We start from the raw sequence: 26,098 nt of genomic DNA, 5'->3' as shown, positions 1-26,098 counted from the left end.
GTCATGCAAGACGGAACCGCCGCGGGCCGCCCGGCGTTCCCCCGCGGAAGGAGTCCGCCATGGCGACCGATCCCAATTCGACCGATCCAAATTTCTGGCCCGATTATCTGGAACAGCACCGCGACCCGACGAACCGCGCGCTGCACGTCGCCGGCACGCTGTCGGCGGCAGCCCTGCTTGGAGTGGGACTGGCACGCCGCGACTGGCGGGCGCTCGTGGCGGCGCCGCTGGTCGGCTACGGCGCGGCGTGGCTGGGCCATTTCCTGGTGGAGCGCAATCGGCCCAAGACGCTGGACGCGCCGCTGGCCTCGCTGGCCGCGGACATCCGCATGGCCGGGCTGGCCCTGACCGGACAGCTGGCGCGGGAATACCGGCGCTACGGCATTCCTGACCGCCCCGGCCTCGTCATTCGCCGGCACCCGCCGAGCGCACCCGCGTTGGAGCCGGTGCGCTCGGAGGAGCGGCCCGGTTAAGAAGCGGCTTTCGCCGCCAGCGCCTTCTCAATGGCCTCGACGGCGGCGGGCGCCAGCGCGGCGTCTGGACCGCCGGCCTGGGCCATGTCCGGACGGCCGCCGCCGCCCTTTCCGCCCAGAGCCTCCGCACCGACGCGCACCAGATCGACGGCGCTGATCTTGCCGGTCAGATCGTCGGTGACGCCGACGACGATGGACGCCTTGCCCTCGTTCGATGCGATCAGAACGACGACGCCGGAACCGACCTGCTTCTTCAGCTCGTCGGCCATCGGCTTCAGGTCCTTGGCCGGCAGGCCCTCGACCACGCGGGCGGCGAACTTCACGCCCGCGATGTCCTTGGCCTCGTTGCCGCCGTCCGCCTTCGCACCACCGCCCATGGCGACTTGACGACGGAGTTCGGCCAGCTCGCGCTCCATCTTCCTGCGCTCGTCCACCAGAGCGGCGAGGCGCGAGGGGACGTCCTCCGGACGGACCTTCAGGACGGACGCGGCCTCGGTCAGCAGATGATCGCGTTCCGACAGCCAAGCCTTGGCGCCGGTGCCGGTCAGCGCCTCGATGCGGCGCACGCCGGCGGCGACGGCGCCCTCGGCGACGATCGTGAACAGGCCGATGTCGCCGGTGCGGCGGACGTGGGTGCCGCCGCACAGCTCGATCGAGTAGTCACGGTCCAGCTCGCCGTGCGGGCCACCCATGGAGACGACGCGCACCTCGTCGCCGTACTTCTCGCCGAACAGGGCCATGGCGCCAGAGGCGCGGGCCTCGTCCGGGGACATCAGACGGGTGACGACCTCACTGTTGCCGAGGATGCGGCGGTTCACCTCGTCCTCGACTGCGGCGATGTCCGCCGGGGTCAGGCCGACCGGCTGGCTGATGTCGAAGCGCAGGCGCTCCTGGGCGACCAGCGAGCCCTTCTGGGTGACATGCTCGCCCAGGCGGCGGCGCAGCGCCTCGTGCAGCAGGTGGGTGGCCGAGTGGTTGGCGCGGATGGCCGAGCGGCGCTCCGTGTCGACGCGCAGCTCCACCACATCGCCGACCTTCAGCGTGCCCTTGGTGACCGTGCCGACATGGGCCCAGACGGCGCCCAGCTTCTTCTGGGTGTCGGAGACGGCGACCTCGGTGCCCTCGGCGGAGAAGATCACGCCGGCATCGCCGACCTGACCGCCCGATTCACCGTAGAAGGGCGTCTGGTTCACGATGACCAGCACCTCGTCCCCGGCGGCGGCCTGCTCGACGCGGGCGTCGCCCTTGACGATGGCGGTCACTTTGCCCTCGGCGACCTCGGTGTCGTAGCCGAAGAACTCCGTGGCGCCCAGCTCGTCCTTCAGCTCGTACCACAGCTTCTCGGTCGTCGCCTCGCCCGAGCCGGCCCAGGATTCGCGGGCCTTGCGGCGCTGCTCGTCCATGGCGGCCTTGAAGCCGCTCTCGTCGACCGGGCGGCCCTGGGTGCGCAGCACGTCCTGGGTCAGGTCGAGCGGGAAGCCGTAGGTGTCGTACAGCTTGAAGGCGACGTCGCCGGGCAGCGGCTGCCCTTCGCCCAGGCGGGCGACCTCGTCCTCCAGCAGACGCAGGCCGCGCTCCAGCGTCTGCTTGAAGCGGGTCTCCTCCAGCTTCAGCGTCTCGACGATCAGGGCGCGGGCGCGGTTCAGCTCCGGATAGGCGTCGCCCATCTGCTGGATCAGCGCCGGGACGAGGCGGTGCATCAGCGGCTCGCGCGCGCCGATCATGTGGGCGTGGCGCATGGCGCGGCGCATGATGCGGCGCAGCACATAGCCGCGGCCCTCGTTCGACGGCAGAACGCCGTCGGCGATCAGGAAGCAGCAGGAGCGCAGATGGTCGGCGATGACGCGGTGCGAGACGGCGTGCGCGCCGTCCGGCGCGGTCTTCGTCGCCTCGGCGGAGGCCACGATCAGCGCCCGCATCAGGTCGATGTCGTAGTTGTCGTGCTTGCCCTGGAGCACGGCGGCCAGACGCTCCAGCCCCATGCCGGTGTCGATCGACGGCTTCGGCAGGGCGATCAGGTCATCGGGACCGCGCTGCTCATACTGCATGAACACGAGGTTCCAGATCTCGATGAAGCGGTCGCCGTCCTGGTCGGGCGAGCCCGGAGGACCGCCGGCGATATGCGGGCCGTGGTCGAAGAAGATCTCCGAGCAGGGACCGCAGGGGCCGGTGTCGCCCATGCGCCAGAAATTGTCGTCGGTCGGGATGCGGATGATGCGGTCGTCCGACAGGCCGGCGACCTTGCGCCAGATGCCCGCCGCGTCCTCGTCGGAGCTGTGGACGGTGACCAGCAGCTTGTCCGCCGGCAGCCCGAACTCCTTCGTCACGAGGTTCCAGGCGAAGGCGATCGCGTCGTCCTTGAAGTAGTCGCCGAACGAGAAGTTGCCCAGCATCTCGAAGAAAGTGTGGTGCCGCGCCGTGTAGCCGACATTGTCCAGGTCGTTGTGCTTGCCGCCCGCGCGCACGCACTTCTGCGAGGTGGTCGCGCGCGAATAAGGCCGCTGCTCCGCCCCGGTGAAGACGTTCTTGAACTGCACCATGCCGGCGTTCGTGAACATCAGCGTCGGGTCGTTGCGCGGAACCAGCGGCGACGACTCCACGATCTGGTGGCCGTTCTTCGCGAAAAAGTCCAGGAACGTGCGGCGGATGTCGTTGGCGGTCTTCATAAGCTGTCCAGGCTCCGGCTACGGTCGGCTACAATCGGCGGCGCGGCCTTGTTCGCGGCCGAACCGTGCTTTTAACGTGACTTGCGGTGGCTGTCCACAGAGTGCCCGCGACGGGCACCCGCGCGGCGACAGGCCGCGTGGACGGAGCGCCACACATTTGCATGATCGTCAGCGCGGACGGGCGGTGGATCGCCACCGCCCGTCCAATCTCAATGAGGCGCTCACAAGGAGATGAGAGGATGCGGAAAATCCTCGAACTCCTGATCCTGCTGTTGCGGGCGCTCAAGCTGCTGCTTGAGATCCTGAACCGCTAGGACCGGGCCGGCGGACGGGTGCGGCAACACCCGTCCGCCCAGCCTGAATGTAAGGTCTTTCCAGCCGTCCGGCAAGACGGCGAAAGCCCCTCCCCGGCGGACCGGAGAGGGGCTTTCACTCACAGAAACCGGCTTGCCGCCCGGGATCACTCCGGCGTGGCGGCCTCGCCGTCGGCCTCCGGGGTGCCCATCATGGCGTCGGCGACGAGACCAGCGTTGCCGCGGATCTTCGCCTCGATGGCGTCGGCCGTGGCCGGGTTGTTGCGCAGGTAGTTCTTGGCGTTCTCGCGGCCCTGGCCGATGCGGGTGCCGTCGTAGCTGAACCACGCGCCCGACTTCTCCACCACGCCGGCCTGGATGCCGAGGTCGAGAAGCTCACCCACCTTCGACACGCCCTCGCCGTACATGATGTCGAACTCGACCACGCGGAACGGCGGGGCCATCTTGTTCTTCACCACCTTCACGCGAGTCTGGTTGCCCACCACCGTCTCCCGGTCCTTGATCGCGCCGATGCGGCGGATGTCCAGACGGACGGAGGCGTAGAACTTCAGCGCGTTGCCGCCGGTCGTCGTCTCCGGGTTGCCGAACATCACGCCGATCTTCAGGCGGATCTGGTTGATGAAGATCACCAGGCAGTTCGACTTGGCGATGGAGCCGGTCAGCTTGCGCAGCGCCTGGCTCATCAGGCGGGCGTGCAGGCCGACGTGGCTGTCGCCCATCTCGCCTTCCAACTCGGCGCGCGGCACCAATGCCGCCACCGAGTCGACCACCAGCACGTCGACGGCGCCGGAGCGCACCAGCGTGTCGGCGATCTCCAGCGCCTGCTCACCGGCGTCGGGCTGGGAGATCAGAAGCTCGTCCACGTTGACGCCCAGCTTGCGGGCATAGGACGGGTCCAGGGCGTGCTCCGCGTCCACGAAGGCGCAGGTGCCGCCGCCCTTCTGGGCCTGGGCGATGGCGTGCAGCGCCAGCGTCGTCTTGCCCGAGCTTTCCGGCCCGTAAATCTCGATGATGCGGCCGCGCGGCAGGCCGCCGATGCCCAGCGCGATGTCGAGGCCGAGCGAGCCGGTGGAAACGACCTCCGTCTCGACCGTGTTCTCGCGGGCGCCGAGCTTCATGATCGAGCCCTTGCCAAAGGCGCGCTCGATCTGCGCCAGAGCGGCATCCAGGGCCTTCTGCTTATCCATGGAATCCTTCTCGACCAAACGAAGCTGTGCGGACGACATGCCCGTCTCCCCTTGTTAGATCACATCCGCGGCCCCAGGGCCAACGATCTCACCAACGGTCATTCGGTGAGAGGGAATGTACCAGCTTTGTTCCCCTGCGCAAAGCTCTAAGTTCCGCGAATGTTCTCATCACAAGTTAGTAACGATCCGGCGCCGTGCAACGGAATTCCAGCGGCTGCGTTCAAGAGGAGATGCCCCTCCAACGACACCCCGGAAAGCCACGCATGGCGACCGTCCACTCCACGCTCGACCGCATGATCGACCGCCTCACCACCCAGCGCGTCGCGCTCGGCTGGGCCGCCGGCTGCGTCGCGGGAACGCCCGGTTTGGTGATGGAGATCGGTCTGGGGAAGGGCCGCACCTACGACCATCTGCGCAGCCTGTTCCCGCCGCGCGACATCCTGGTCTTCGACATGTGGGCGCGCGTTCCCGCCTCCCTGCGCCCGGACGAGGACCGGCTGTTCCTCGGCGATTTCCGGGACGCGCTGCCCGCCGCCGCGGAGCGCTTCCGCGGCAGCGTGCGGCTGGCCCACGCCGACATCGGCTGCGAGCGGGAGGACGACGAGGACGGCATCCGCCAGTGGATCGGCGGCTTGGTCGAACCCTTCCTGGCGCCGGGCGCGCTGGTCCTGTCGGACCGCCCGATCGGCGCCGGTCGCCGCGGGTGGGAGCCGGTCGACGTGCCGGGAACGGACCGCTGGACCTATCACGGCTGGCGGGTCGGATAAGGCCCCGCCCTATTCTGCCCACCGCGTCACTTCCCGTCCCGGATGACCTCCTTCACCTTGGAGGCCAACTGCTTCAGGGAGAAGGGCTTGGGCAGGAAATGGGCGACCTCGACCCCGTCGATCTCGCCCAGACGGTCCTCGGCGTAGCCGGAGATGAAGATCACCCGCATGTCAGGCCGCATCTGCCGGACATGGCGGGCCAGGGTCGGGCCGTCCATCTGCGGCATCACCACGTCGGTGATCAGCAGATCGATGCGGTTGCCGTCCGTGTTGATCTGCTGCAGCGCCGCCTCGCCGTTCTTGGCCTCCAGCACCTGATAGCCCTTGTTGCGCAACGCACGGGCGGAGAAGACGCGCACGGCGTCCTCGTCCTCGACCAGCATGATGGTGCCGGAGCCGGTCAGGTCGCTGCCGCGCCGCTCGCGCGGCTCGCCCTGGTCGGGGCGGGCCTCGCCCTTGTGGCGGGGCAACAGGATGGTGAAGGTCGTCCCCTCCCCCTTCTCCGACTCGACCAGCACGAAGCCGCCGGTCTGGCGGACGATGCCATAGACGGTGGACAGCCCCAGCCCGGTGCCCGACCCCACGCCCTTGGTCGTGAAGAAGGGCTCGAAGATGCGCTGGAGATTCTCCTTGGGGATGCCGCAGCCGGTGTCGATCACCTCGATGGACACATACTCGCCGGACGGAATCGTCTCGTGCTCGCGGCGCTGCGCCTGCTCGACCACATGGTTGGAGGTGACGATGGTCAGCCGTCCGCCCCCGGCCATGGCGTCGCGCGCATTGACCACGAGGTTGATGATGACCTGCTCCAGCTGGTTCTGGTCGACCTTCACATAGCCGATGTCCCGGCCGTGGAGCATCTTCAGTTCGATGTTCTCGCCGATCAGCCGGCGCATCAGATTGCCAAGCTCGGCCAGGACGTCGGTCACGCTGAGAATGCGCGGCTGCAGCGTCTGCTGGCGCGAAAAGGCCAGAAGCTGGCGCACGAGATTGGCCGCGCGGTTGGCGTTCTGCTTGATCTGCATGATGTCGCTGAAGGACTGGTCGCCCGGCTTGTGCCGCAGCAGCAGCAGATCGCAGAAGCCGATCATCGCGGTCAGCAGGTTGTTGAAGTCATGGGCGACGCCGCCGGCCAGCTGGCCGACCGCCTGCATCTTCTGCGACTGGGCGAACTGGGCCTCCAGCCCCTTGCGCTCGGTCATGTCGATGAAATGCAGGATCAGCCCCGCCGCCCCTTCCGGCCCCACCCCGCCGAGCCGCCGCGCGTAGAGCTGGGCCACCAGCTCGCGCCCGCCGGTCAACCTCACCTCCAGCGGGGCCGCGGGGTCGGCGCCACCCTGCACGGCAGTCAGCCGCTCGGTCACCATGGCGCGCTCCGCCGGGACGATCAGGTCGGCCATGCCCCGCCCGAGGACGTTGCCGGCCTCGCTGCCGATCAGTGCCAGGAAGGCCTGGTTGCACTCGGCCAGCCGCCCAACCTCATCCACCAGGGCGATGCCGATGGGCGCGTCCTCAAAGAAGCGCTGGAAGCGCTGCTCGGACAGGCGCAGGGCCTCCTGCCACTCGCGCTCCGGCGTCAGGTCGCGCACGACGGAGCGGGTGTGCGAAATCCGCCCGTCCTCGCCCCTCACCACGCTCTGCGCGACATAGGCCTGGAAGCGGCGGCCCTGGAGCCCGTCCATGGCGATCTCGCCGCGCTGCTCCAGCCCGCCGCCCTCCAGGAGGTCGTAGGGAGCGGACACGGCGGGCGGATGGGCCAGCACATCGTGAAGGCGGCGCCCGCCCTCGACCAGATCCTCCGGCGCGCAGCCCAGCCACTTCGCCAGGGTCGCGTTGACGAACTGGAAGTGCCCGTCCTGGTCCACCGAGAAGAAGCCGATCGGCGCGTGGTCCATGAAATCAACGAGCTGGGTCTGCTCGCGCCGGGTCACCTGCTCCAGCTCGCGCCGCGCGGTGATGTCCTCGACGCGCCACATCACCGCCCCGGCGTGCCCGTCGATGGGCTGGCCCTGGATGCGGCGCCATTCGGCGGCGCGCCCCTGCTGGCGGACCGCCAGCTCGATGGAGCCGGAATAGCCGCCCTTCACCCGCTCGCACAGGCGGCGGAAGGCGTCGGCGCTGTCCGGATCGTCGGCGAACTGGCGCTCCAGGGCGCGCAGCGGCGGCTCCCCCTCGCTCCAGCCGGTCAGGGAGCGGAAGGTGCTGTTGACGAAGACCACATGCCCGGCGCCGTCGCAGACGAGCTGGCCGGAGGGAAGCCCTTCCAGAGCGCTGCCCAGCAGGGAGCCGACGCGGGCCACCCTCCGCCGCGCGCGGACCATGCGGAGCGCCAGCGCCAGCGCCCCCACCCCCGCAGTGGTCAGGCCGGCCCAAGCCACAGGATCGCGGTCCAGAACCACCCCGGCCCCCGCCGCGACCAGCCCGGCCAGAAGAAGGACCGCCAGAACGCCGGTGGCGACGGCGCCGCCGGGCCGCTCCCCCACCCCCGCGACACCATCGGTGCGCCGTCCGGCGGGAGCGCTGTCGGCAAAGGAAGAGGTCGTGTCGTCCACCGGAACTCCAGGTCAGCCGTTCGCCGCAAGGAAAGGTCCGGGAACGGTCCTCAGTTCCGCACCGCGCGTCCTTTCAGCTTGAAGACATAGGTAATGACTTCCGCCACCGCGCGATAGTGCTCGGACGGAACCTCCTCGTCGATATCGCATGCGGCATAGAGCGCACGGGCGAGGGGCGGATTCTCCATCACCGGCACGCCGTTCTCCTCGGCGATCTCGCGGATCTTGAAGGCGACGGCGTCGGCGCCCTTCGCCACCACCATCGGGGCACCCATGGTGGAGGAGTCGTATTTCAGCGCGACGGCAAAGTGGGTCGGGTTGGTCACCACCACGTCGGCGCCGGGCACCGCCGCCATCATGCGCTTGCGCGCCCGCTCGAACCGCAACTGGCGGATGCGGCCCTTCACATGGGGGTCGCCTTCGGCCTGCTTGTGCTCGTCCTTCACCTCCTGCTTGGTCATGCGCATCTTCTTGTCGAAGCTGTGGCGCTGCCAGAACAGGTCGGCCCCGGCGATCAGGGTCAGGATGGCCAGAACACCGGCCAGCAGCCGGAAGGTCAGTCCGTCCATCTCGCGGAGCAGCATCATCATGTCGATGCCGATGAAATGCCCGATGGTGAGCATCATCGGCTGGAGCGCGATGTAGGCGACGACGCCGACCACCGCAACCTTGGCCAAGCTCTTCAGCAGATCGACGCCCTTCTGGGCGCTGAACAGGTTGGCGACGCCGGAGATCGGATTCAGTTTGCTGAATTTCGGCGCGATCAGCTCCCAGGAGACGTTGAAGCCCTTCTGCCCGATGGTGCCGATCACCCCGGCGAACAGCAGGAACAGGATGGGCAGCCACAGCGCCCACAGGATGTCCTTCATCACCCGCATCAGCACCGCGCCGACTCCGCCCTGGTCCATGGGGATCTGGTCCAGGTTCTCGAAGAAGAAGTTCAGGCGGGGCACCATGCCCTTCAGCGTTCCGGGCAGGATCGTCACCAGGATCACCAGGGCCGCGGCGATCATCAGCCAGTTGCCGATTTCCTGGGTCATCGCGAACTGGCCCTGCTTGTGGGCCTCGTCGAGCTTCTTTTGCGTCGGCTCTTCTGTTTTGGATGATTCATCCGCGTCTTCGGACACCGGATCTCTCCCCGCTCAGCCCGGTCTCAGGAAATCGACGAAGGCGGCCTCGAAATGGGTCAGCCAGAACGTCATCATCGCCGCCAGCGTCAGAGCGAACATGAACAGCCCGAGCGCGACCTGGAGCGAGGTGAACAGGAAGAACACTTGGATCTGCGGCGCCAGCTTGTTCAGCAGACCCAGCGCCAACGCGAACAGCATGCCCGAGATCAGGAACGGCGCCGCCATCTGAACGCCCAGCACGAAGGACTTGCCGACCAGCTGCCCGACCACGTTCGCCATGTCGTCGATGGGGATCGCCGCCCCCGGCGCGAAGGTCGAATAGCTGTCCACCACCGCCATGATCAGCAGATGGTGCAGGTTGGTGATGAAGATCAGCAGCAGGCCCAGCCACCCCAGCAGGGCGCCGGGCAGCGATCCCTGCGACGCCATGGCCGGGTTGAACATCTGGGCGTTCGACAGGCCGGACTGCAGCGCGATGATCGTTCCGGCCACCTCCAGGGCACCCATCAGCAGGCGCGCGACGGTGCCCATGAAGATGCCGACGGTCACCTCTCCGGCGATCAGGACGAACAGGCGGAAGATGTTGTCGGGCATCGGCGGCATGCGGTCGCCCAGCACCGGCGCCACCAGAACGCTGACCGCGACGGAAAAGAGAAGGCGCGTGCGGGCGGAGACGAAGGCGTCGCCGATGGTCGGCATGATGCTGAAGGCCGTCCCGACGCGCGCAAAGACCAGCAACCAGACGAAGATCTGGTCGCCCAGAAACTGCTGAAGCAGGTTCATCCGCCGCCGCCGGGCAGGTTTCCGGCGTTGGGGACCGTGTTCACGCCGGTGCCGATGGCGACGATGCGGTCGGCGACCTCATGCTCGAAGAAGGAGCGCAACTCGCCCAGCATGAAGGGCATCAGCAGAATCGACAGGCCGAAGACCAGCAGCACCTTCGGCACCATGGCCAAGGTCTGCTCGCTGATCTGGGTGACCGCCTGAAACACCGAGATGACCGTGCCGACCACCATCATGGCGACCAGCACCGGCGCCACCACGAACACCAGCGTGACGATGGAGGTGCGGCAGATCTCGATGACGTCGGTTTCGCTCATGATGCTTCGCTCGGGGCGCTTCTTTTCAGGACTCCGCAAGCCGCCGTCAGATCGGCATGCGCAGGATTTCCTGATAGGCCGACAGCACCTTGTCGCGCACGGCGGTGACGGTCTGCAGCGTCACCTCGGCGTTGGTGACGGCCTGGACCACGTCGGTCAGGTCGGCCTGCCCGACGGCGGCCTTGGCGGTCATCGTCTCGCCCTGCTTGAGATCGCCGATGACCTCCTTGGCGGTCTGCTCCAGCACGTCGCCGAAGCTGACGCCGTTGCGCGGGGCCATGCCCGGCCCGGTCGTGGAGGCGGCGGTGTTCGCGTAGGCCGCGGCGGCGTTGATCGGGTTGACCATGGGACGGATGTCCTTCCTTTAAAAGCGTCGCCGCGTCAGGTGCGGAGGATGTCGATGGTGCGCATCAGCATCTGGCGGGCACTGTCCACCGCCGACAGGTTGGCCTCGTAGGAGCGCTGCGCCTCGCGCATGTCCATCGCCTCGACCACCGAATTGACGTTGGGCAGCAGCACGTAGCCGTCGGCGTCCGCGGAGGGGTGCGAAGGGTCGTAGCGCCGCTCGAAGTCCTTCTTGTCCACGTCGATCTTGGCGACGCGGACGAGATCGACCCCCATCTGGCGGTCCAGGGCGTTCTGGAACATCACGACCTTGCGCCGATAGGGCAGATCGCCCGGCGTTTCCGCCGTGGTGTTGGCGTTGGCCAGATTTTCCGCAATGGTCTTCAGACGGGTGCCCTGCGCCTTCATGCCGGACGCGGACACCGCCATCGACGTGTAGAGATCCATGTTCCGCCCCCTTCTCCGAGCTTGGCGCCCCGAACCCCGCCTGAACGCCGCCGTTCCTCAACCGCCGCTGCGGATGGAGGAGCGGATCAGGTTGACCTGCTTCTTGTAGAGGTTCGTGATCGTCTGGTAGTCCATGCCGGTCTGGCCCTGCTTCAGCATCTGCTCTTCCAGGGCCACGTTGTTGCCGTCCGGCGCCGTCTCGTAGGGGTTGCGCTGGCGCTGTTCCTGGTTCAGTCCGCCGGTGCCGCGCGTCCCCTGGAGGTGCGAGGCGTTGGTCGCGGCGGGCTGGAGGCGCCGGCTGTCGGACAGGGCGTCGCGGAAGGTGAAGGGCTTCAGGTCCCGGCCCTTGTAATCCGGCGTGTCGGCGTTCGCGATGTTCGCCGCGATCACGTTCTGGCGTTCGGTCAGCCAGCCCATCTTGCGCGACATCAGCTTGAAGAGGCCGAGGTTTTCGAGATTCATCGCCGGGTTCCGGTCTGAGGGCCTGCCGCCCGGACGCGCGAAGGCGCGCACCAGGGCGGGCGGGATGCATCACAGCATTCCGATCTTCCGCCGTTTCAGTTAATCAAAGATGAATCCCGCCCGCGGCATCGCTCCGCCCTTTCCTGCCACGCTTGAGCTTCATGCTTCGTTAAGCATGTTCCGCCAGGATACGCCCATCGACACAGGCCATCCGGCAGGAGCCCCTTGTCCGAGCCGACTCCCAACCACCGCCCTCTCCCCAACCGGCCCGTCGCGGTCGCGCTGAAGTATGAGCTGGGTGACCAGTCCCTGCCCCGCGTCGTCGCCACCGGCAAGGGGCATGTGGCCGAACAGATCCTGGAGCTGGCCTTCGCCAACGGCGTGAAGGTGCGCGAGGACGCCGACCTCGTGCAGATCCTGTCGGCGGTGGACATCGACTCGGAAATTCCCATCGAGGCCATCGCCGCCGTGGCCGAGATCCTCGCCTACGTCTACCGCGCCAACGGCACGCTGCCGCCGTCCGCGGAACCGGCCGCCGGAGAGGCGCCGTGACCGGCACCGCGACGCTCCGCCGCGACATCCAGGCGCTGACCGCCGCGCTGGAGGAAACCCGCGCCCAGATGGAGGCCGGACTGGCCGCCGACCTGACCGGGCTCGACACCCGTGTCGCCACCCTGTGCGCCGAGGCGCAGTCCGCCCGCGGCGACGCCGAACTGGCCGCCGCCCTGGAACGTCTGCTGCCGACCCTGGATGCCGTCGCGGCCGCGCTGACCCGCCAGAGGGAGACGCTGGCCGCCGCCGCCGAGGGACGCCACGACCCCCACACCGCACGCCAGCGCGCCAGCGCCGCCTATGGCCGCGGCGCCTCCGCCGCGCCCGGCGACCTTCCGTCCGACCCGCCGGCCACGCCGTCCCGACAGAGCTGACCTGATCCATGGGCCTCGACCAGTACATCCAATTCGTTCTCGCCCTCGCCTTCGTCATCGCGCTGATCGTGCTGGTGGCCTGGGTGATGCGCCGCATCGGCTTCGGCGGCATGACCGCGACGTCGGGGCGCCAGCGCCGGCTGGGCGTCGTCGAGGTGCTGCCGCTCGACGGCAAGCGCCGGCTGGTGCTGGTCCGCCGAGACGACCGCGAGCATCTTCTGCTGCTGAGCGCCTTCGGCGACCAGGTGGTCGACCAGACGCCGCGCGGCGGCTTCCAGGGCGCGCTGGCCGAGGCCGCCGTCCCGCCGTCCGCCGGGGAACGGTCATGACCACCGGCAGGGGCACGACCAAGCGGCTGGCGTTCGCCGGCCTGCTGGCGCTGGCGATCGGGGTGGCCGGGGCGCTGGCCGCCGGGCCGGCGCTGGCGCAAAGCATGACCTTCGACCTGGGCGACGCCGGGGGATCGACCACCGGGCGCATCGTCCAGATGGTCGCGCTGATCACGGTGCTGTCGCTGGCGCCGTCGATCCTCATCATGATGACGGCCTTCACACGCATCGTGATCGTGCTGTCCTTCCTGCGCTCGGCGCTGGGCATCCAGCAGGTGCCGCCAAACACGGTGCTGATGTCGCTGGCGGTCTTCCTGACCTTCTTCGTCATGGCGCCGGTGTTCGAGCGGTCCTACAACCAGGGCATCCAGCCCCTGATCAACCAGGACATCGACGAGACGGAGGCGTTCCGCCGCACGGTCGCCCCGCTGCGCGAGTTCATGCTGAAGCACACCAGCGAGAAGGACCTGCGCCTGTTCATGGACATGGCGCGCATCGAGAACGTGACGGAGGCCGAGCAGACCCCGTTGCACGTCCTGGTCCCCGCCTTCATGATCTCGGAGATCAAGCGGGCCTTCGAAATCGGCTTCCTGCTGTTCCTGCCCTTCCTGATCATCGACATGGTGGTGTCGTCGATCCTGATGTCGATGGGCATGATGATGCTGCCGCCGACCATGGTGGCGATTCCGTTCAAGATCATCTTCTTCGTGCTGGTGGACGGCTGGTACCTGATCGCCGGGTCGCTGGCCCGCAGCTTCGGCACGCTGTAGAGGTGGGAATTTGGATTGCCGATGGCCCAGATCGTCGCAGGTGAAACCGCCTGCGGACGGGCGCATCGGCTTGCGCTAGTATTGGATCCGGGAAGAGCGTAAGAGGATCGGCCCGCGCGAGCGCACCGACCGCCGCCGTACCCGCAGCTTGTGGCTTCTTCGTCCCCCGCTCGGCCTCCCAACGGACCCCCTCCACGTCCCACATGTCAGACACGACCCTGAAAGCCGCGGCACCCGACAAGGGCAGGCTGGCCGCGCTCACCCTCGGTGCGCTTGGCGTCGTTTACGGCGACATCGGCACCAGCCCGCTCTACACCCTGCGCGAATGCTTTTCGCCGGAGCATGGGCTCGCCCTCACGCCGCAGAACATCCTGGGCATCATGTCCATGGTCTTCTGGGCGCTGGTGCTCGTGGTCACGGTGAAATACGTGCTGTTCGTCATGCGCGCCGACAACAAGGGCGAGGGGGGCATCCTGGCCCTGCTGGCCCTGGCGACCAACAGCCGGCCCGATTCCACCGGGCGGCTGTCCGGCCTGATGGCGATGGGCCTGTTCGGCGCCGCCCTGTTCTACGGCGACGGCATGATCACCCCGGCCATCTCCGTCCTCTCCGCGGTGGAGGGGCTGGAGGTGGCGCAGCCGGCGCTGGAGCGGGTCGTCGTGCCGGTGACCGTGGGCATCCTGATCGCCCTGTTCGGAATCCAGAGCCGCGGCACCGAGAAGGTCGGCCGGCTGTTCGGCCCGATCATGGTCGCGTGGTTCGCCACGCTGGGCCTGCTCGGCCTGATCGAGCTGGTCAAGGAGCCGCAGGTTCTGGCCGCGCTCGACCCCCGGCATGCCGTTCATTTCTTCGCCTCGAACGGCTGGATCGGCTTCCTGGTGCTTGGCGCCGTCGTTCTGGCGGTCACCGGGGGCGAAGCGCTCTACGCCGACATGGGCCATTTCGGCCGCCGCCCCATCAAGGTGGCGTGGCTGGCCGTGGTGCTGCCCGCGCTGCTGCTGAACTATCTCGGCCAGTGCGCCCTGCTGCTGAGCGATCCGGCGGCGGTGCGCAGCCCCTTCTACCTGCTGGTGCCGGAGTGGGGCCTCTACCCGATGATCCTGCTGTCGACCTGCGCGGCGGTGATCGCCAGCCAAGCGGTGATCTCCGGCGTCTTCTCGCTGACCCGGCAGGCGGTGCAGCTCGGCCTGTGCCCGCGGCTGGACATCCGCCACACCTCGCAGGAGGAAGGCGGGCAGATCTACATCCCGCGCGCCAACTGGGGCCTGCTGGTCGCGGTCATCGGGCTGGTCCTGTGGTTCGAGTCCTCCAGCCGGCTGGCGACCGCCTACGGCATCGCGGTGACCGGCGACATGGTCATCACCACCATCCTGGCGCTGGTTGTGGCGCACCGCCGCTGGAACTGGAGCCTTCCGGCCTGTCTGGCGCTGGGCGCGCTGTTCCTCAGCGTCGATCTGGCGCTGTTCCTCGCCAACGCGGTGAAGATCCCGCACGGCGGCTGGGTGCCGCTGGTCATCGCCGCGGTGACTCTGGGGCTGATGTCGACGTGGCGCCGCGGCCGCGCCGTCCTGAACCGCCGGCTGGCTGAGGATTCCCTGCCACTGGACGGCTTCGTCAAACGGCACGCCAAGTCCTCCGACATCCAGCGGGTGAAGGGCACGGCGATCTTCCTGACCTCAAGCGCCGACACGGTGCCGATCGCCCTGCTGCACAACCTGAAGCACAATCAGGTGATGCACGAGCGCATCGTCTTCCTGACCGTGATGGTCGAGGACGTGCCCCGCGTTCCCGCCAAGGAGCGCGTCGTCCTGGAAGGGCTGGCCGACGGCTTCTACCGCCTGACGGTGCGCTACGGCTTCTCGCAGGAACCGAACATCCCCAAGGCGCTGCGGCTGTGCAAGGCGTTCGGGCTGGAGTTCGACGTGATGACGACCTCTTTCTTCCTCGGCCGCGAGACGCTGATCCCCCGCATCAACCCGCAGATGGCCCAATGGCGGGAAAAGCTGTTCGTCGTGATGTCGCGCACCGCGGTCAGCGCCACCGACTTCTTCAAGATCCCGCCGAACCGCGTGGTCGAGCTGGGCACCCAGGTTCAGCTCTGAAGGGCCTCGCTCCGACGCTTTGCCGCCGCGCCAATCAAAAAGCCCCTTTCCGATGGAGAGGGGCTTTTTCGCGAGAGAGCAAGGTCAGGCTGCCGGCTTGCGCGGTGGATTGACCGGCGCCATCAGCGCCAAAAAAGTTGATCCATGGACTGCAGCCACATCAGCATGATGGACATCTGCCCCTTCAGTTCACGGATGTCGCCCTGCGTCGCATGCTGCATATCGATGAGCTGATCGAGCTTCGACAGGATTTCCGATTCGCGATCCATCACCGAATCCCCTCGAAAGCATGCATTCCGACGCAAAACCTACCACAACTTCCCGCCCCGGTCGAATCCAGAGAAGGACCTAGTTGATCGCCGCGCTCTGCTTGCCGCGGTAGTTCTTCAGGAACTTCTGGAACACGTCCACCTCGGCGACGCGGGAGCGGACGGTGTTGACGTCGATCAGGCCCAGCGCCTGCTCCGGCCGGGTCAGCACGCGGAAGGCGTCGGCGTCGGGACCGTTGGTCATCGCCGAACCGAACTCCTTGCGCAGCAAGTTCAGGTTCGTGCCGTCGCCCGCCAAGGCCAGCGCCACCGCCCGGTTCAGGACGAGTTGCGAGGTCGCCGGGTTGATCGGCTGGGTCGGCGGCGGCGGCGCGCCGATCAGCTTGTTCAGCGCAAAGGCCGCAGCCTCCCATTTCTGGGCGCGCCATGCGATGTCCACCCGCAGCGAGTTGGCCGGCTTGCTGTCGTCCTCGGAGAGCAGCAGCAGCGCCTCGTCGCCGCGGCCCAGCTCGGCCAGCGCCTTGGCCTGCATCAGGCGGCGCTCGCCAATCAGGTCCGCCGGCAGGTTCGGCACGTTGGACAGCTCCAGCGCGCGCAACGCGTCTTCCGGCTTGTTGTCGAGCAGGCGGACGGAGGCGAGCCGCGTGCCGACGCGCGCCTTGTCCTCGCCGGACAGGCGGTATTCCACCTGATGCTGCAACAGGTCGGCGGCGCGGTTCAGCAGGTCCACCGAGATCAGACGTTCGGCGAGCTGCCGGATCACCTCGTCGCCCGCCTCGCCCACCGGGGTCAGCTCGCGGAACTGGTCGTAGAGCTGGAGCGCCTCAATGGTCGGCAGCTTCTGCGCCCCGTCCTTGTAGAGGTCGGCGAAGATGCGCGACATCTCGCGGGTGATCTCCTCCGCCCGTGGCGTGTCGGCGACCAGCGCGGCGGTCTCCTTCATGGCGTTGAAGCCGTCGGCGTACTGGCCGGCGGCGATCAGCACCTCGCCCATGCGCTGGCGGATCTGCATCTCCAGCTCGTCGCCGCGCCACGTGAAGGTCAGCCCGGCCAGCCGCTCCGCCGCGGCGGGCGGCGACATGTGGCCTTCCGCCAGTTGCAGGTTGACCAGCGCCAGCCCGGCCTTGGCCCGGTAGTAGCGATCGAGGCTGTTGTAGGAGGCGGTCAGCTGCTCCAGCGCCCGCTCCGGCTCGTTGGTCTGGGCATAGTAGAGGCCGCGGAGATACTGGACGTCAGGCCGCTCCTCGGCGTCCGTGCCGCCGCGCTCGACAATGCGGTCGAGCAGCCGCTTGGCGAAGGGCGCGTCGCCGGTCTTCAGCGCGGCCTCGGCGGCGCGGGTCGCCAGCTTGGTCAGGATCGGGTCGGGGTAGGAATTCAGGATCGGCGCCGCCGCCTTGAAGCCGGCCTGGGCCGCCGGCCAGTCGTTGCGGTCCGCCGCGATGGCGGCGCGCCACAGCGCGGCCTCGCCGTTGTTGGCGAGGTTCGGATGGGCGAAATCCTCCGCGGCGGCGTCGGTGTTTCCGGCCAGGAAACGCGCGGCCCCGCGCAGGGCGCGGAATTCCGGCCAGCCTTCCAGGTCGGGCTGGGCCTCCTGCAGCACATCCATCATGCCGATGGCCTCCTGCCCGAAGCCGTTCGCCAGATAGAAGCGGGCAAGGTCGAGTTGGGCGCGGGGGCGTTCGGAATCCGGCGCGTTGACGATGTTGAGCTGAAGGTTCTGCCGCGCCTCGGTGTAATGGTCGAGGTCGCCCTTCTTCCAGGCCGGCAGGTCGAACAGGCGGCGTCCGGAGGGCACCGGCTTCGGGTCGGTGGGCGGCGTCAGCGTGTTGGAGGCGCCGCCGGGGGACGGCGTCGGCGGAAGCGACGCCGTCTGCGCCGTGGCCGGGCGGCTCCCGGCGTCGGCCATGGGCGACAGATGCAGCCCCCCCGCCGCCGTCACCTCCACCCCCTCCTTGACCGGGCGCACGGTGATGGCGTCGGCGATGGGCCGCACGACGACGCCCTGGTAGCTGGGCAGCAGTTCCAGATCGGCGTAACGGTGCGATTCGGGAATGGCGTTGCCGGGAACCGGCAGCGGGACGACCTGGAGACGGTCGCCGACGTCGGGGTCGGACAGCGTCACCACGGTCGCCGCGTCCGCGGCGCGCACCAGCAGACGGGCGCCCAGCAGGAAATCCGGTTCCGGGTCGATCTTCAGCTCGAAGGGCGGCGTACCGGTCAGGCGGCTGGTCGGCGTGATCTTCCAGCTCGTCCCCTGCCGTTCGATCTTCGGCCAGACCAGCGGCCCGATCCGGGTGCGGAAGGCACTGCCCCCGGTGGCCGGCACCGGCTCGATCGCCCCGACCGTCCCGGCGCCGGCACCGATGGCCTTGCCGGCACCGATGGGCAGGGGCTTGTCGAACACGATGTAGAGATGCCCGGCGCGCGGGTAGACGGCGATGGACGCCGGGCCACCCGCGTCAAAGACCAGCGTCGGCCCCTGCGGCTCGGCCTTCGCCGGATCGGGTTTGGCGGGGTCATTTTTGGCAGCTTCGGGCTTCGCGGGCGCGGGGGCCGCCGCGACCTCCTTCGGCGGAGGAGGCGCGGCCGCCGGTCTGGCAGGAGCCGGGGGTGTAACCGCAGGCAATGGCGCTGCGGCTTCGGCCGAGGGCGGGCGGACGGTGGTCGTGGTGGCGCCGGGCGGGGCCGCATTCGCGGCGTCGCTCGTCGGCAGACCGGCGCGCGTGCCCGGATTCTGCACGTCGATCACCACGGACCGGCCCGACTTGCTGTCCTTGATCTCGGCGTCCTGCGGCACGGCGAAGGTGAAGGCCAGCGCGCCGTTGGCCTGCCGGAACTGCTCGACGTTCTGGATGTTGCGCAGCGTCGCCTTGGCCACCGGCGCCAGATCGGCGGTGCCGTTGCGGTCGAACAGCAGCGTGGCCGATGCACCGTCGCGGCGCAGCGTGTAATTGGCGCCCTCCGGCCAGGTGAAGGACAGGCGGCTTTGTTCCGGCGTGTCGGCCGCGCTGACCGTCACCCGTCCCGCGGAGCGCGCCGGAGCGGGTGCGGCCGGTGTCTCGGCCTTGGCCGCTGGAGCGGGGGCCTGGGCCGGCGTCTGGTTCTGGACCGGCGCCTCCGCGGCGGGAGTGAGGTCAAGCGCCACGGCGTTGCCGTTGCGGAAGCTCTTCAGCGTCACCGGCCGCTTCAGGTCGAAGGTCACCGTCTTGCCGTCGCCGCCGATCCTCACGCCGGACAGATAGCCGGGCAAAGCCGCCACGGTGCGATCCAGAGCGGCGTTGATCGGCTCGTCGAAGCGGACGACCAGCGTGTTGCCCTCCACCGACGCGCTGTAGCCGGTCTGGCGCGGCCAGTCGAAAACCATGCGCCCGAAGGTCTTGTGGGTGGCGGCGCGCACCGGAACGTCGACGGCCCAGGCAGCTGGGATGGCAGCGAGCAGAGCCGTGGCGGCCACGAAGCCGCTCAGCCAGCGCCGGTATGCCCTGCCCCGCCCCATCCGTTTCACTCCTCCGGCTCCGCATCGGTGGCCGCCCCGGACACCGGCGGCCCCGCCGTCTCCTCACGCACCACCACATCGACCCGCGCCCCGCCGGGCACCGGATCGATGCCGGGCGCTTCGCTCATCAGGCTGCGCGCCACGAGGTCGCGCTTGTAGCCCGTCTCGCGCAACAGCGCCGCAACGGCAACCGCGCGCGTCAGGGCGCGTTCCCAGGCCAGCCCCGCGGACTGGTCCTCCCGCTCGGCGTGGCCGACCACCTCGATCCGGTTGCCGATCCGGCCCACCGCCGCGCCCAGCAGATACAGCACGCGCCGCCCCTGGTCGGTGAAGCTGCCGCCGGTCGGGTCGAACATCACATGGGCCGGCAGGCCGATCACCACGCGGTCGTCCTCCCGCCGCACCTCCACTGCCGCCAGATCCTCGTTGGCCGCGGTCTGGGTACGAAGCAGGGCGCTGAGATAATCCAGATTGATCGCCGAATATGACTCCACCGTGGCGGCGTTGAAGGCGGCCTTCGGCTCGGGCGGCGTCGCGGAGGGCGTCACCGCGGTCGAGCGGGCAGACGACAGCGACTTGACCAGCCCGGTCCAGCGCTGCGCCTCCGGCTCGCTCATCGAATACATCAGCACGAAGAAGGCGAGCAGCAGCGACATCAGGTCGGTGAAGCTGATCAGCCAGATCGTCCGGTTGTGGCCGCCGCTCTTGTCCTCGGCCTTGGGCAGTTTGGGGAGGCGGATCATCGGCGCCCTCCCCCTGGCGCATCGTCCATGGCGCGCAAGCTGAACAGCAGGCGGACGGCGCCCGGCGCACCGCGCTCGATGCCCACCGTCACCGCGTCCGACGGCGCCCCGTCGGCGATCAACAGCCGGGCCAGCGCACCCGCCCGCACGACCGGGCCGGGCGGCTGGCTGGGGCCGCCCGCGGCACCGATGGACAGAAGCGCGTCCAGCTCGATCCGCTCGCCGGGCCGGTTCTGCAACAGCGCGTCAGCCACCCGGTCGATCAGGCCGATGCGGTCCGGGCGCAGGTCGGCCGTGCCGGGCAGGAACAGCTCGTCGGCGGGCAGGCGCACCTCCAGCAGGCGGCCCGGCGTCACGCTGTCCACCTTCGCCACGGCGACGGCAGTGGCGAACAGATTGCCCAGACCGTCCAGCCGCTGCACGGCGAAGACGGTGCCGGCGCGCGAGGCCAGCGGGTCGGCCGGCTCGCGCAGGCGGGGGTCGATGTAGAAGGCGGGGAAGCTGCGCTCCAGCGACACCAGGACCGTGCGCACCCGCTGGGCGGTCTGCACGGACTGGGCGTTCAGCACGATGAAGAAGACGAGCAGCAGCAGGAACAGCGACAGCAGAAGCACGATGCTTCCGTTGTTCGGGTTCGGCCGGCTGCCCGACAGGTCCGGCTTCCTGTGGCCGGGCGCAGCCATGGGATTAATCGAAGCTCGCCAGCAGGCGGTCGATCTCGTCCTGGTCCATGGCGGCGCTGGTCATCTGCGGCCCGTGCAGCAGCCCGGCCTCCGGGTCGTCCGCCGGGCGGTCGGTGGCGAAGTTTGGCAACGGATCGGTGTGGACCTCCGCCGCGGCAACTGCGGCGGCGGCGGGGCGGGTGTGGTTCTGCCGCACCTCGTCGCCGAAGGCCGCGACGATCATATCCACCTTCGATTCGATGTGCTTGAGCGTGCGCACCACCTTGGAGATGCGCTGGCCGGTGATGTCCTGGAAGTTGCAGGCCTCGAAGATCTTGGTCACCTGCTCGGTCAGCTTCGCGGAGTTCCCCGGATCGATCTGGCCGGAGATGCCGGTGATGACGTCGCAGGCGTCGAAGATGGCGAAGGTGGCCTGCTCCGTGGCGCCGACGACGGCGTCCAGCTCATCGGTGGCGTTGGGAATGTGCTGGTCGCGGATTTCCGCGGGCTGGAGCGCCGCCAGCTCCTGCTTGGCGCTCTCGATGAAGCGGGCGAGGTCCACCACTTCCTTGTAGAGGCGCAGGTCGGTGGCGGAGATGTCGCCGTCCATGCTGCCGAGGATGGAGCGGACGATGTCCGTCACCTCCTCGCGGCTCAGCGGCTGGGCCGCTTCGGCATGGGCGGCGTCGAGCTGCTGGCGCAGAAGCTTCTGGTCGGCGAGCGAGGAGGAAACGGGCGGGGCCATGTGCGTTCCGATGTGAGCGTTCCGTGGTCTTGTCCGGCCTGCGTGCGATCGGGTGCGTCGGCCGGCCCGGACGCAGACGCCGGAAGCGGGTTCGACCCTACCTCGCGTCCTCGCACGGCCGCCGCCGACTCGGAGCCTCGTCAGCCTTTCCAACCCTAATTTCGCTCGGTTAACACGCCGTTAAGCGCCTGAAACGTCGCAACGCAAAGACGGGATAGAATCGCGCTTTCGGAAAGAAAGTGGAAGCGTTCTTCTGCGCCCGCGTGCCTTCGACCAACGCTCGCCACTGTCGAACTTCAAAGAAAGCTGCGGCAATTTGTTTCAATCGGAGTCCGCAAACGGACAAAGGGCCGCCTTGAGGGCGGCCCTTCTTCACCGTTGCACCGTGCGACTGTTCCGTCAGGCTGGTGCGCCAATGAAACAGTCAGGGGCCAAACAGTTACGGTAAAACAGTCCCGACGGTCAGCTCCCGCTGCTCCGCCCGCCACCATGGCTGTGTTCGCCGCCCTTGCGGCCCGCTTCCGATGCGCGCTCCGGATCGTTCTTGAAGTTGCCGCCCGACGCCTGACCACCCTTGTGGCCGGCTTCCGACGCACGCTCCGGGTCGTTCTTGAAGTTGCCGCCGGAAACCTGACCACCCTTGTGGCCGGCTTCGGAGGCGCGCTCCGGATCGTTCTTGAAGTTGCCGCCGGAAACCTGGCCGCCCTTGTGGCCGGCTTCCGCCGCACGTTCCGGATCGTTCTTGAAGTTGCCGCCGGAATGCTGACCGCCCGAGCTACGGCCCTGGTTCTGGTCGTTCATCTTGTCTCCTTCCTTCTTGTTGTTGGGCAAACTTGCGTTGCCCGAACACGCCGGAGCCAACATGAACCGAAGCCGACCGTCGCGGGCCTTCTACCATCCTGACAGTACGTGTACGTATATTCAGTAGATGTGGCACGGGGGGCGGGTATGACCAACCGCACGGTCATACCCGACTTGCCGTCATCGCAATCAAAGGGCGTATTCAGTTCTTCGGTGCCGCGGGCACACCGCGCCGCTCGATGAGCGCGGAGGTCAGTTCCTTGGCCTTCAGAGGGTCCATCGCGGCCAGGATCGGCGCCGTCTTGGTTTCCTTCATCTTCTCCACCACCCCCAGCAGGACGGGCATGTCCAGCTCCTCGAAAATGCGGGCGGCTTCCTTGGGCTTCATCGTCTCGTAGATCTTCACGAGGCTTTCGAGCTGAGCGGTCTGCTTCTCGTCGCCCTGGCGCATCAGCTTCTGGATGTCGGTGCGGACCTTCTCCATCTCCTGCACCTTCTGGTCGATGCGCTTCTCGGCGGCGGTCAGCAGCGCTTCACGCTGCTCCAGTTCCTTGGTGCGGCGCTCGATCTCGGCGCGGCGCTCGGCGAAATGCTGGAGAAGCTCCTCGTTCTTCACCGGGCCGAGGGCGGCGTTGTCCGGCGGCGTCGGGTTGGGCGGCGCGCCGTTGCTCGACCCGCCCTGGGCCGGTTCGGGCAAGGGCTTGGCGCCGTTGGCGGCAAGCTGCATCGGAGCCGCCGGAACGGCGCTCTGCCCCTGGGCGAGGGTCGCCGGGAACTCCGGCAGGCGGGCGTCGCGCGTGGTGATCCGCCACAGGTCGCCGACGCGCACCCCCAGCATCAGGACGGCGACGAAGATGGTCAGGGGCAGGATGCGGAACCGCCACGCCTTCATCTTCTCGCGCATCCGCTCCGACAATGGACGTCGCGGGACGGCGGGCTTGCGCTTGGCCTTGGCCTTCACCTTGGCCTTCGGCTTTGCTTTGGCGGCGGCTTGGGCCGCGGCCTGAGCGGCGCCTTGAGCGGTCGGCTGGCCGGCAACGCTCTGGCTGGTGCGGACGCCGGTCGGGGTGGCCCCGGCGGGGCGGATCACAACCTTCGGCTCCCCGCCGGCAGCGGCAGGGGCACCCTTCGCGGTGGTGGTGGTGTCGCTCATCCGACCCCCTTGCCGGCGTTCTCGATGGCTTGCAGAAGTTCACGTTCGGCGCGGGACAGGCTCTCACCCTCCCGCAAGATGGGGTCGGGCGCGGGCGCCGGACGGCGCACCGATGGATCGGCCCGCAGCGGCTCGTTCCGGAAGGCGGCGGAGCGCAGCGGCGGCAGGTCGTCGTGGTCGTCGTGGTCGCTATGCCCGTCGTGAAGATCGTGGCCGCGAAGATCGTGGCCGTGAAGATCGAGATCATCGGGATCGAGATCGTCGTGACCATGATCGTCCTCGACGATCGGACGCGGGGCGACGGGCGGGCGCGAGGCGACGGGCGGGCGCGAGGCGACGGGCGGACGGGTGGCCAAGCCCGGGCGCGCCGCTGGACGCGCCGCGGGGCCCGGCTTCGGACGCTCCCCGCCGACGTTGCCCAGCCGGTTCGCCATGGCGTCGGCGGCCTCGATCATGAATTCCAGCTCGTCGCGCAGGGTCTGCGCCTTCGCGACCGTGCGCTGCAGATCGTCGCCGGTTTCGTGGGCCGTCTTCTTCAGACCGCGCACGCCGGTTTCGGCGCGCGACATGGCCTCGTTCAGGCCGCGCACCAGCTCGGCCATCTCGCCGCGGCTCTCGCGCAGCTTGATGATCTGCCGGTTGAGGATGATCGCGTAGGCGATGGTCGCGGCGAGCAGCCCCACCATCACCAGATCGAGGACGAGCGTGAGGGTCGGGCTCATAGCCGCATGACCTCCTGCTTGGGCAGCTCCCGCTCGATCCGCACGGCGATGTGCCCACCCTTGCGGCCCATGCGGCCTTGGAACATGGAAACGTCGCCGCAGCGCAGCTCGATGGTGCCGTCCGGCGTGGCGTTCAAAAGGATTCGCGTGCCGACGCGCCAGTTCAGCACGTCGTGCAGGGTCATCGTCACCTCGTCCAGCACCGCGGAGATGTCCACGTCGGTGACCAGCAGCTCCGAGGCGAGGTGGGTTTCCCAGATCGAGTCGCGGCCGAACTTCTCGCCCATGAACATCTGGAGCAGAAGCTCGCGCACCGGCTCCAGCGTCGCGTAGGGGATCATCAGCTCCAGGCGGCCGCCGCGATCCTCCATGTCGATGCGCAGCTTGACCAGCACCGCCGCGTTGGCCGGGCGCGCGATGGTCGCGAAGCGCGGGTTGGTCTCCAGCCGGTCGAAGCGGAAGGTGACGGGCGACAGCGGATCGAAGGCGGCGGACAGGTCGGACAGCACCACATGGACCATGCGCTCCACGAGGTTGCGCTCGATGGTCGTGTAGGGGCGGCCTTCGATGCGCATCGCCGCGGTGCCGCGCCGCCCGCCCAGCAGCACATCCACGATGGAGTAGATCAGCGCCGAGTCAACGACCATCAGGCCGTAGTTGTCCCACTCCTCCGCCTTGAAGACGGACAGCATCGCCGGCAGCGGAATCGAGTTCAGATAGTCGCCGAAGCGCACCGAGGAAATCTGGTCGAGGCTGACCTCGACGTTGTCGGAGGTGAAGTTGCGCAAGGACGTGGACATCATGCGGACGAGGCGGTCGAAGACCACCTCCAGCATGGGCAGGCGTTCGTAGTTGACCAGCGCCGAGTTGACCAGCGCCATGATGCCGGAGTTGTCGCCGTCCCCGGCCCCGCCCTGGTCGAAGCCGAGCAGGCTGTCGATCTCGTCCTGGTTGAGGACGCGGGTCGAACCGCCGCCGCCCATGTCCGCCATGTCGCCCATATCGCCGCCGTCTTCGGCGAGGGCGGCCCATTCGGCGGCAAGGCGTTCTTCTTCGCTCAGTTCCTCGGTGTTGCTCATGGCCCGTTTCCGCCGCCCCTACTGGACCAGCATTTCCTTGAACAGAACGTCCTTGACCTTCACCGGATGGGCGGACGCGGTGATCCGCATCAGCAATTCCTGGCGCAGGCGGTACATGCCCGCCGACCCCTTCAGATCCTCCAGCCGCAATTCGCGCAGATAGACCTGGAAGTTGTCGATGATGCGCGGCAGCACATGCTCGATCGCCGGTATGTCCTCGCCCTTCGCGAGTTGGATCGAGATCTTGATCTTCAGGAAGGCCGGACGCTTGCCGCTGCTGTTCAGGTTCACCAGCATGTCCGGCAGGTCGTAGAAGACCGGGGCCGCGTGGGGATCGGGCTGCGCCGGCTCCGCCGGCACCTCCGCATGCTCCTCCTTCTTGCCGAGCAGCGAGTCGAGCAGGCCGCTGAAATACACGCCCGCCCCGGCGCCGATCAGCAGCACCAGCGGCAGGATGACGAACAGGACCAGCTTCTTGCCGCTGAATTTCTTGCGCGGCAGGCCATCGGTCGGAACGTCGTCTTCAGCGTGCGCGGTCATGGAATCCTAAGCGCGAGCGGTGGCGGAGCGTGGCCTTACCAGCCCAGCAACCCTATCTTTCGGATAGTTAACAAAGCCTTTCAGGCATGGTCCGGGGCTGTGACAGAAGCGCAACCACAGACAGCGGCACGGTTCTTGATTGGGGCATCGCCGGAGATCTCCGTCAACCGAGGAGCGAACGCCCGAACCACGCCCGCCATCCCCGTCCGCACCACCCTGCCCCGCCCCGCCTGCCGTTGCCGGTCCGCCCGCTTCCGGCGGATGAGGCCCCCGTGACCCCGCGCGCCGTCCGCGCCGCGGCAACGGGACGCTTTTGCC

At 68.3% G+C, this 26,098-nt stretch carries 28 protein-coding genes; 8 read left to right on the top strand and 20 right to left on the bottom strand.

Annotation, left to right across the window (positions count from 1 at the left end; genetic code table 11):
* The first annotated feature begins 59 nt into the window (after positions 1–59).
* On the top strand, positions 60–473 hold the full coding sequence (locus tag ABAZ39_RS03950) for an Mpo1-like protein (RefSeq protein WP_063922624.1): 414 nt from the start codon (positions 60–62) through the stop codon (positions 471–473).
* On the opposite strand, the gene alaS is transcribed toward ABAZ39_RS03950, so the two are convergent.
* Complete coding sequence (alaS, locus tag ABAZ39_RS03945; protein ID WP_038526902.1) at positions 470–3,139, bottom strand: alanine--tRNA ligase; 2,670 nt, start codon at positions 3,137–3,139, stop codon at positions 470–472. The two genes, ABAZ39_RS03950 and alaS, sit on opposite strands and share 4 nt — an antisense overlap.
* Positions 3,140–3,300: 161 nt before the next feature.
* On the opposite strand from alaS, the gene ABAZ39_RS36045 reads away from it, so the two are divergent.
* Positions 3,301–3,453: a hypothetical protein gene (locus tag ABAZ39_RS36045; RefSeq protein ID WP_160174797.1), complete on the top strand. Its 153-nt coding sequence runs from the start codon at positions 3,301–3,303 to the stop codon at positions 3,451–3,453.
* Positions 3,454–3,599: 146 nt separating this feature from the next.
* Here the strand turns inward: ABAZ39_RS36045 and recA are convergent, their stop codons facing one another.
* The gene (gene recA / locus ABAZ39_RS03940) at positions 3,600–4,679 is read right to left on the bottom strand and encodes a recombinase RecA (RefSeq protein ID WP_014240962.1); all 1,080 of its coding nucleotides are present in this window, start codon (positions 4,677–4,679) and stop codon (positions 3,600–3,602) included.
* A gap of 224 nt (positions 4,680–4,903) precedes the next feature.
* Between recA and ABAZ39_RS03935 the strand changes: the two genes are divergently transcribed.
* On the top strand, positions 4,904–5,407 hold the full coding sequence (locus ABAZ39_RS03935; protein WP_038526899.1) for a class I SAM-dependent methyltransferase: 504 nt from the start codon (positions 4,904–4,906) through the stop codon (positions 5,405–5,407).
* Positions 5,408–5,433: 26 nt separating this feature from the next.
* Here ABAZ39_RS03935 and ABAZ39_RS03930 read toward each other — a convergent pair whose 3' ends face one another.
* The 7 genes from ABAZ39_RS03930 to flgB are packed head-to-tail and all read right to left on the bottom strand — an operon-like array spanning position 5,434 to position 11,443.
* Positions 5,434–7,959 carry a hybrid sensor histidine kinase/response regulator gene (locus ABAZ39_RS03930; protein ID WP_038526896.1) on the bottom strand — a complete coding sequence of 842 codons (2,526 nt, stop codon included), beginning with the start codon at positions 7,957–7,959 and terminating at the stop codon, positions 5,434–5,436.
* A 50-nt stretch (positions 7,960–8,009) separates the two neighbouring features.
* Entirely contained in the window at positions 8,010–9,086 is a 1,077-nt protein-coding gene (gene flhB, locus ABAZ39_RS03925; protein WP_038526893.1) for a flagellar biosynthesis protein FlhB, read from the bottom strand.
* 15 nt (positions 9,087–9,101) lie between these two features.
* Positions 9,102–9,872 carry a flagellar biosynthetic protein FliR gene (fliR, locus tag ABAZ39_RS03920; protein WP_038526891.1) on the bottom strand — a complete coding sequence of 257 codons (771 nt, stop codon included), beginning with the start codon at positions 9,870–9,872 and terminating at the stop codon, positions 9,102–9,104.
* Positions 9,869–10,189, bottom strand: coding sequence for a flagellar biosynthetic protein FliQ (locus ABAZ39_RS03915; RefSeq protein ID WP_035674973.1), 321 nt, complete (start codon positions 10,187–10,189; stop codon positions 9,869–9,871). The genes fliR and ABAZ39_RS03915 overlap by 4 nt, the downstream gene beginning before the upstream one ends.
* A 46-nt stretch (positions 10,190–10,235) precedes the next feature.
* On the bottom strand, positions 10,236–10,535 hold the full coding sequence (gene fliE / locus ABAZ39_RS03910) for a flagellar hook-basal body complex protein FliE (protein WP_014240969.1): 300 nt from the start codon (positions 10,533–10,535) through the stop codon (positions 10,236–10,238).
* Between the two features lie 35 nt (positions 10,536–10,570).
* Complete coding sequence (gene flgC, locus ABAZ39_RS03905; RefSeq protein WP_035674975.1) at positions 10,571–10,981, bottom strand: flagellar basal body rod protein FlgC; 411 nt, start codon at positions 10,979–10,981, stop codon at positions 10,571–10,573.
* 57 nt (positions 10,982–11,038) lie between these two features.
* Positions 11,039–11,443, bottom strand: coding sequence for a flagellar basal body rod protein FlgB (flgB, locus tag ABAZ39_RS03900; RefSeq protein ID WP_038526887.1), 405 nt, complete (start codon positions 11,441–11,443; stop codon positions 11,039–11,041).
* Between the two features lie 225 nt (positions 11,444–11,668).
* Here flgB and ABAZ39_RS03895 point away from each other — a divergent pair, with 225 nt between their 5' ends.
* From ABAZ39_RS03895 to ABAZ39_RS03875, 5 genes are all read left to right on the top strand, one after another.
* Positions 11,669–11,995 carry an EscU/YscU/HrcU family type III secretion system export apparatus switch protein gene (locus tag ABAZ39_RS03895; protein ID WP_038526884.1) on the top strand — a complete coding sequence of 109 codons (327 nt, stop codon included), beginning with the start codon at positions 11,669–11,671 and terminating at the stop codon, positions 11,993–11,995.
* A complete protein-coding gene (locus ABAZ39_RS03890) occupies positions 11,992–12,369 on the top strand; it encodes a hypothetical protein (RefSeq protein WP_038526881.1) in 378 nt (125 codons plus the stop codon). Before ABAZ39_RS03895 ends, ABAZ39_RS03890 begins: the two co-directional genes overlap by 4 nt.
* Before the next feature lie 8 nt (positions 12,370–12,377).
* Positions 12,378–12,698: a FliO/MopB family protein gene (locus ABAZ39_RS03885; RefSeq protein WP_038526879.1), complete on the top strand. Its 321-nt coding sequence runs from the start codon at positions 12,378–12,380 to the stop codon at positions 12,696–12,698.
* Positions 12,695–13,468 (top strand): flagellar type III secretion system pore protein FliP, encoded by a 774-nt coding sequence (gene fliP / locus ABAZ39_RS03880; RefSeq protein ID WP_051657786.1) that lies wholly within the window; start codon positions 12,695–12,697, stop codon positions 13,466–13,468. Before ABAZ39_RS03885 ends, fliP begins: the two co-directional genes overlap by 4 nt.
* Positions 13,469–13,671: 203 nt before the next feature.
* Positions 13,672–15,570, top strand: coding sequence for a potassium transporter Kup (locus tag ABAZ39_RS03875; protein ID WP_038526876.1), 1,899 nt, complete (start codon positions 13,672–13,674; stop codon positions 15,568–15,570).
* An 84-nt stretch (positions 15,571–15,654) separates the two neighbouring features.
* Here the strand turns inward: ABAZ39_RS03875 and ABAZ39_RS37845 are convergent, their stop codons facing one another.
* From ABAZ39_RS37845 to ABAZ39_RS03830, 11 genes are all read right to left on the bottom strand, one after another.
* Positions 15,655–15,702, bottom strand: a complete 48-nt coding sequence (locus tag ABAZ39_RS37845; RefSeq protein ID WP_490246407.1) for a hypothetical protein — start codon at positions 15,700–15,702, stop codon at positions 15,655–15,657.
* Positions 15,693–15,839: a hypothetical protein gene (locus ABAZ39_RS36040; protein ID WP_160174796.1), complete on the bottom strand. Its 147-nt coding sequence runs from the start codon at positions 15,837–15,839 to the stop codon at positions 15,693–15,695. The genes ABAZ39_RS37845 and ABAZ39_RS36040 overlap by 10 nt, the downstream gene beginning before the upstream one ends.
* 79 nt (positions 15,840–15,918) lie before the next feature.
* Positions 15,919–19,335 carry a membrane protein gene (locus ABAZ39_RS03870; protein WP_038526873.1) on the bottom strand — a complete coding sequence of 1,139 codons (3,417 nt, stop codon included), beginning with the start codon at positions 19,333–19,335 and terminating at the stop codon, positions 15,919–15,921.
* Positions 19,336–19,340: 5 nt separating this feature from the next.
* Positions 19,341–20,078, bottom strand: coding sequence for a flagellar motor protein MotB (locus ABAZ39_RS03865; protein WP_035674985.1), 738 nt, complete (start codon positions 20,076–20,078; stop codon positions 19,341–19,343).
* Positions 20,075–20,761 (bottom strand): hypothetical protein, encoded by a 687-nt coding sequence (locus ABAZ39_RS03860; RefSeq protein ID WP_247881623.1) that lies wholly within the window; start codon positions 20,759–20,761, stop codon positions 20,075–20,077. Before ABAZ39_RS03860 ends, ABAZ39_RS03865 begins: the two co-directional genes overlap by 4 nt.
* 4 nt (positions 20,762–20,765) lie before the next feature.
* Positions 20,766–21,485 carry a protein phosphatase CheZ gene (locus ABAZ39_RS03855; RefSeq protein WP_038526869.1) on the bottom strand — a complete coding sequence of 240 codons (720 nt, stop codon included), beginning with the start codon at positions 21,483–21,485 and terminating at the stop codon, positions 20,766–20,768.
* Positions 21,486–21,947: 462 nt separating this feature from the next.
* On the bottom strand, positions 21,948–22,286 hold the full coding sequence (locus ABAZ39_RS37645; RefSeq protein ID WP_038530663.1) for a con-10 family general stress protein: 339 nt from the start codon (positions 22,284–22,286) through the stop codon (positions 21,948–21,950).
* A gap of 202 nt (positions 22,287–22,488) precedes the next feature.
* Positions 22,489–23,439: a MotE family protein gene (locus tag ABAZ39_RS03845; protein WP_038526867.1), complete on the bottom strand. Its 951-nt coding sequence runs from the start codon at positions 23,437–23,439 to the stop codon at positions 22,489–22,491.
* A complete protein-coding gene (locus ABAZ39_RS03840; protein ID WP_038526864.1) occupies positions 23,436–24,161 on the bottom strand; it encodes a DUF6468 domain-containing protein in 726 nt (241 codons plus the stop codon). Before ABAZ39_RS03840 ends, ABAZ39_RS03845 begins: the two co-directional genes overlap by 4 nt.
* Positions 24,158–25,240, bottom strand: coding sequence for a flagellar motor switch protein FliM (gene fliM / locus ABAZ39_RS03835; RefSeq protein WP_035674995.1), 1,083 nt, complete (start codon positions 25,238–25,240; stop codon positions 24,158–24,160). The genes ABAZ39_RS03840 and fliM overlap by 4 nt, the downstream gene beginning before the upstream one ends.
* 18 nt (positions 25,241–25,258) lie before the next feature.
* Positions 25,259–25,780: a flagellar basal body-associated FliL family protein gene (locus tag ABAZ39_RS03830; protein WP_035674997.1), complete on the bottom strand. Its 522-nt coding sequence runs from the start codon at positions 25,778–25,780 to the stop codon at positions 25,259–25,261.
* Between the last annotated feature and the right edge of the window lie 318 nt (positions 25,781–26,098).

This window comes from Azospirillum argentinense, assembly GCF_000632475.1.
GTDB classification, from domain to species: domain Bacteria; phylum Pseudomonadota; class Alphaproteobacteria; order Azospirillales; family Azospirillaceae; genus Azospirillum; species Azospirillum baldaniorum.
Note: the sequence above shows the minus strand (reverse complement) of the source record. Positions and strands in the feature narration are given on the sequence as shown.